Source organism: uncultured Nostoc sp., assembly GCF_964245575.1.
In the GTDB taxonomy this organism is placed as follows: domain Bacteria; phylum Cyanobacteriota; class Cyanobacteriia; order Cyanobacteriales; family Nostocaceae; genus Nostoc.
Genome location: NZ_CAXTNP010000417.1, coordinates 1 through 4,806, shown reverse-complemented (window position 1 = coordinate 4,806; position 4,806 = coordinate 1). Strand labels below are relative to the sequence as shown.

At 37.1% G+C, this 4,806-nt stretch carries 5 protein-coding genes and 1 pseudogene; all 6 read right to left on the bottom strand.

All coding sequences use genetic code 11. The features are described 5' to 3' along the window. The coding region (locus tag ACFFAP_RS35870) for a transposase family protein (protein ID WP_375515673.1) at nucleotides 1–230 on the bottom strand (230 nt) is incomplete at its 3' end. A gap of 24 nt (nucleotides 231–254) precedes the next feature. Further along, nucleotides 255–581 carry a transposase family protein gene (locus ACFFAP_RS35865; protein ID WP_375515672.1) on the bottom strand — a complete coding sequence of 109 codons (327 nt, stop codon included), beginning with the start codon at nucleotides 579–581 and terminating at the stop codon, nucleotides 255–257. 470 nt (nucleotides 582–1,051) lie between these two features. Continuing rightward, on the bottom strand, nucleotides 1,052–2,182 hold the full coding sequence (locus tag ACFFAP_RS35860; RefSeq protein WP_375515671.1) for a hypothetical protein: 1,131 nt from the start codon (nucleotides 2,180–2,182) through the stop codon (nucleotides 1,052–1,054). 56 nt (nucleotides 2,183–2,238) lie between these two features. Then, nucleotides 2,239–3,024 carry a class I SAM-dependent methyltransferase gene (locus ACFFAP_RS35855; protein ID WP_375515670.1) on the bottom strand — a complete coding sequence of 262 codons (786 nt, stop codon included), beginning with the start codon at nucleotides 3,022–3,024 and terminating at the stop codon, nucleotides 2,239–2,241. A 36-nt stretch (nucleotides 3,025–3,060) separates the two neighbouring features. Beyond that, nucleotides 3,061–4,044, bottom strand: a complete 984-nt coding sequence (locus ACFFAP_RS35850) for a lysylphosphatidylglycerol synthase transmembrane domain-containing protein (RefSeq protein ID WP_375515669.1) — start codon at nucleotides 4,042–4,044, stop codon at nucleotides 3,061–3,063. 141 nt (nucleotides 4,045–4,185) lie between these two features. Next, nucleotides 4,186–4,806, bottom strand: a pseudogene (locus ACFFAP_RS35845) (glycosyl transferase); the annotation flags it as partial.

Genomic DNA, 4,806 nt, shown 5'->3' with positions numbered 1-4,806 from the left:
TGCCTTTTTGACACCAGTTCACCAGTCTGATTTTGTAACTGGCAACTTGGGTTATCTACAAATAGCTTGTAGTCATGTTTGCGACCAGAACCGTTTACAATGCAACGAATTTCTTGGGTTGTTAGGTCAATTATCAATTGAGATTTGAGAGTATGTCGTTTTTGTTTACCACTATAAAAGCGTTTTTGCCCGTGCTTGGGACGTTCAATTTGACTTTCCGTTACATCCATCACAGCCGTTTTCGGTTTCTGTGATCAGATCAACAAGGACTTTTTTCCTCCTAAACGAAACTTCCCAGAACTGATTAATGTAGTTTTAACCCAATGTACTATCCGGCAAACCGTTGATTCTGATATTTCCCAGTCACTAGCAATGTGGAAGTAAGTTCGGTATTCCCGCCAATATTGTAAGCAAACTAAAGCTTGGAAGACCAAGCTTAACTTGTTTGGATAACCTCGTGTTTGCTTCAAACTAGCTGCATCTTTTAACACCCTAATCATTTCATCAAACGTGCGTTGTTGCACCCCAACCAAACGTTTGAACTGCCGATTCGATAACTTTTTTGTTTGCTCGTATCGCATAAGTAGATTGATTCAAGCGACAAAACCCAACATCATACCATAAAATATTTTTGCAAGAGGTCTATTAATTTTAGTAGTTTTAAGTATCAAGTGACGAAATGGAGAAATGGTATGTACGTGTAAGCGCTGACGATTTGACTAAGTAATAATGCTCTTGTTGTCTGGATATTGTTGTTTTGCCCTAAGCGGGAAGCAAGCATCTACGCCAAAACAAGAGTCAGCTAATGAAAGATGGCTTTCTTGCTGATATCAGTTTTGCTATCTTTCATTGTCACCGCACAGGGTAAGGCATTCGGCGATGAAGGCGGCGCTTGATGCTACTGATGGATATGTGGATTCAGGAACAAAAACACTGTGGTAAGAAACAACTGCTGCAATACTTGTTGCCTTCAGCACATCAACCGAGAAAAGCCTGTCTATTTTTAGATTGGCATTTTGTGACACATCTCAATTTAGTGTACAGTAAAAATTTACGGTATTTTATAGTAAAACTTTGCTATTTGATAGGCGCTTTCTTCCCACTTTTGATTACCTGTAACAGATGCCCAATAAGCAAAAGCACGTAATGCTGGCCTTCTATCCATACTTTTTACCTTGCCAGAGCGTCCTTTTTCCTGTCCAGCAGTGCGGGTATTATCCTGAGTGCTAATTTCTCCAGAAGGCAACATTCTTGTCTGTTCCCATAGCAACGATTTATTAATCATCGCTACAACTTTAGGCGTTATTTCATCTTGCGGAAAGTATGTCACCCATCGCTGGGCATAAATCACACCTACCATCTGGTAACTACTGTCATGTCCATTCTTTTCCGGGTTAACGCCATCTGGACGTTGCAGAGATAAACCATCTTCAATAGACTTATGGGCGTACTCAATCAATTCTTGATCGCCAGTTAATTTACCCGTAAGTCCTAAAGCTGTTGCAACTAAGTAACGACGATGGGTGTATGGTTTGTTACGTCTGATTCCGATTTTCCAGATATTTGGCTTAATCATCCATCTAGCTGCACGATGCACCAAAGGTTTATATTTGGCTACTTGGTTAGCATACTTTTCAGAATATGGAGATTGTTCTATTACTAGAAGGGTATGAGCAACAGCTTCTACAAAGAAACATGTGCTGTGAAAGCGATCGCCCGTTATAAAGAAGCTACCATCATCAACTTGGTGGGCAAACCCCCAATCAAACATCTTAAATCCTGCTTCAATGGCTTGTGGATCATTCTTGATCAAGCCACCAATGATTAGGTCTTCCCCATATCGCTGCTCTTCAATATACCAACTTCTTGCCTGATGACGTATCCAAAGGACGTTTGCAGCAATAGCACCATTAGGTATCATTGATTTCTGCAAACCTGATAAACGTTGGTAGACAACATTGGCGATTAAATCAGTTGATTCATGCTCAAAATCCGTTTTTGCAGAAAGTTTAATGGGAATTTGTTTATTTTCCCTTACCAATAGATGCATTCCAGCGTTTACAGTACTGCTGTTATTAGTCGCAGCAATAAAGACGATTTGTGTTGTTAGCTGCAATAACAATAATATTGAGAACCGAGATGCTAGATATCTCAGTGTAAGCAAAAAAATTTTTTGAGCCACAGATATCACCATCAAATTTACTGCTACTATTCTTGTTTAGCTAGAGAGACTAAAGACTAAGCTACCAATTCTGGCTTAGTACAATAATATATATCTTCATCTGGCATCAAGCCAAATTTTTGAATATTATCAATCCCCAATTCTTGCGCGTAGCTATCAACTTTTACTGTAAATCCAGCTTTTTCAAGCTTCTCTTTATAATCACGACCATACATTCTCATATGATCATGATGACCAAATAGCCGTTCTCTTTCTTCAGGTGATAAATCACTTGTTCCTTCCAGGGTCTTCTCTAGCTTAGGATCAAGCGGAATATGTAAAATTGCCCAGCCACCTGGTTTTAATACTCTGCATAATTCAGCCATAGCTTGCCAATCGTTAGGGATATGTTCTAGAACATGGCTACACAAAATTACATCAAAGACATTATCTGGATATTGAATATTTGTAATATCCATCTGTACCATTGCTTCGTTTGGTTGTAAATCAGCACTGAGGTAACTAATATTAGGCAGATTAGATATAGATTTTTTGAGGAGATATTCTGGTGCAACATGAAGCAATTCGAGTTTTTGTGAAAGCAAATTTGTTTTGTTCTTAAGATAAAGCCATAGTAAACGATGTCTTTCTAAAGATAAACATCTAGGGCATATAGCATTAGGTCGCTTCTGAGCGCCAAAAGGTAAAAATGTCCGAAACTTTCTTTCACAGCAAGGGCAGAAAACATCGTTGCCAGCATACCAGAGTGAGCGTATATAAAGATAGGGAGTCCCCAGTTTAAAAAAGAAAGAACGTTTTTTGAGAATATATGGATATATCTTTAGAAAAATAGAGCGGTTCATAAGTACCTCAGATCAAATGTAGTGTATAGTGAATTTTCAATGAGAAGAATTTTGCGAATCATCTGCTTGCTTAATTTTATGAAATCCAGCAGAATCTAACAGTAAGATTACTCCTCCTGGTAAGGCTAATAGCCAACCTAGCATTGTCATCGTAATAGATAACAAAAGAGCTTGCTCTCCAGTTAGACCAATTCGATTGAACAAGTAAATCCATAAACCTTCTTTTACACCAAGACCCCCTAGAGATATGGGAATTAACGTAATTACCGCTATGATCGGAATAAAAACTAAAAGCTCTAGGTAAGAAATAGGAATTTTTAGTTGTTGAGCTATGAGATAGTGATAATAAACTATAGCAAGCATTAATAAAAAAGAAAGACAGATCGACAAACCTAAAGATTGGCGATGTTGAGCAAATTGCCTTAAAAGCATTTGGATTTTAGCAAAGCGTACTCCTAGATTTTGCAAATGTAGTTTTTGTAGCCAAGGTTCTGCTACTTTTAGTAATTGAGGACTAACAATTAAAAGCACTCCACCAACTAAAGAAATAACACAACCAAAGAAAAGTAGAATAATATCCCAACGTCCAACTACTCTCACGGCAGGAGGTAAGCCTAATATAGCTAAAGCAGATAAAGCAAAAAGCCCTGTAAATCTTTCCAGAAATACAGATACAAGTGCAGCTTCAGAATCTTTCGTTTCTTTTGTTAATCGGTAGACACGATAGGCATCTCCACCAAAAGAACCAGGGAGAAATATATTGAGAAACATCCCAGCAAAATAACTGCTGAGGAGACTAATCATCGGTACTGAATGGCCAGTGGAATGGAGTACAACTAGCCATCGCCAACAACTCAACCATTGACAGCCTGTATAATAAATTAGAGCAAAAGCAACAAATGGTAAAGATAAAGTCTGAAACTGTTTCCAGGTTTGAGGAATATCTACATGAGTGAATATTAGGACTATAAATACTATACTAATAACAGTTTTAATAATTACTATTGGTTTGATTTTCACTATAAAATCCTCATATCTATAACATCCGATTTAATTACTGAAATTACTTGCATAGGTAGTGCATAGAGAATAATTAATAGGGTAAAAAAAAAGATAATTGTAATAAATTTTAAAAAATCAAAGAGTAGTCATATAAAAGTGTTAGTAAGCTCCTAAATCCTTACCTTGATTAGGTACACTACTTGGTATTCCATCTTCTGGTTGCCAGAGCCTTAAACGAGTTCCGAAGCTATTGAGAACTGGTTTACCCAAAGTTGCAATATATGTCCAAGTTTCACGGTTGAATCTACCTTCTCTAGTATCTTCCAAATGAATCCATACACGGTGGGAGCTTTGTAAAACACGATTTAATTGGTCTAAATTACTAATTACCGTTGCACCAGCCCAACGGTCAATTAACTTACCTTCATGCCAATAAACAGCATCAAAATAGCCAGTACCCATTAAGAAGTAATCAAGTTTACCTAATTTAATTACTGCCAATGATGGGAGAGGAGAGACAACTATATCAGAAGGCTGTTTATGATCATGGATGTATTCAAATACAAACGTATTATTTCTATTGATAGCCTCGTTATATCCAGCTAAGATTCGAGTCGGTTGTATATCGATAAAAAATATAATAAAAACTATAGCCAAACTAATAGCTTTTAGGGGAATCAAATCATTCAAAAGAGACTGTAATTTTCTACTATAAGTTTCTATTACATAAACTGCGCTGTAAATACCTAATAAAATGAATAATGGATAAACTCCATAGAC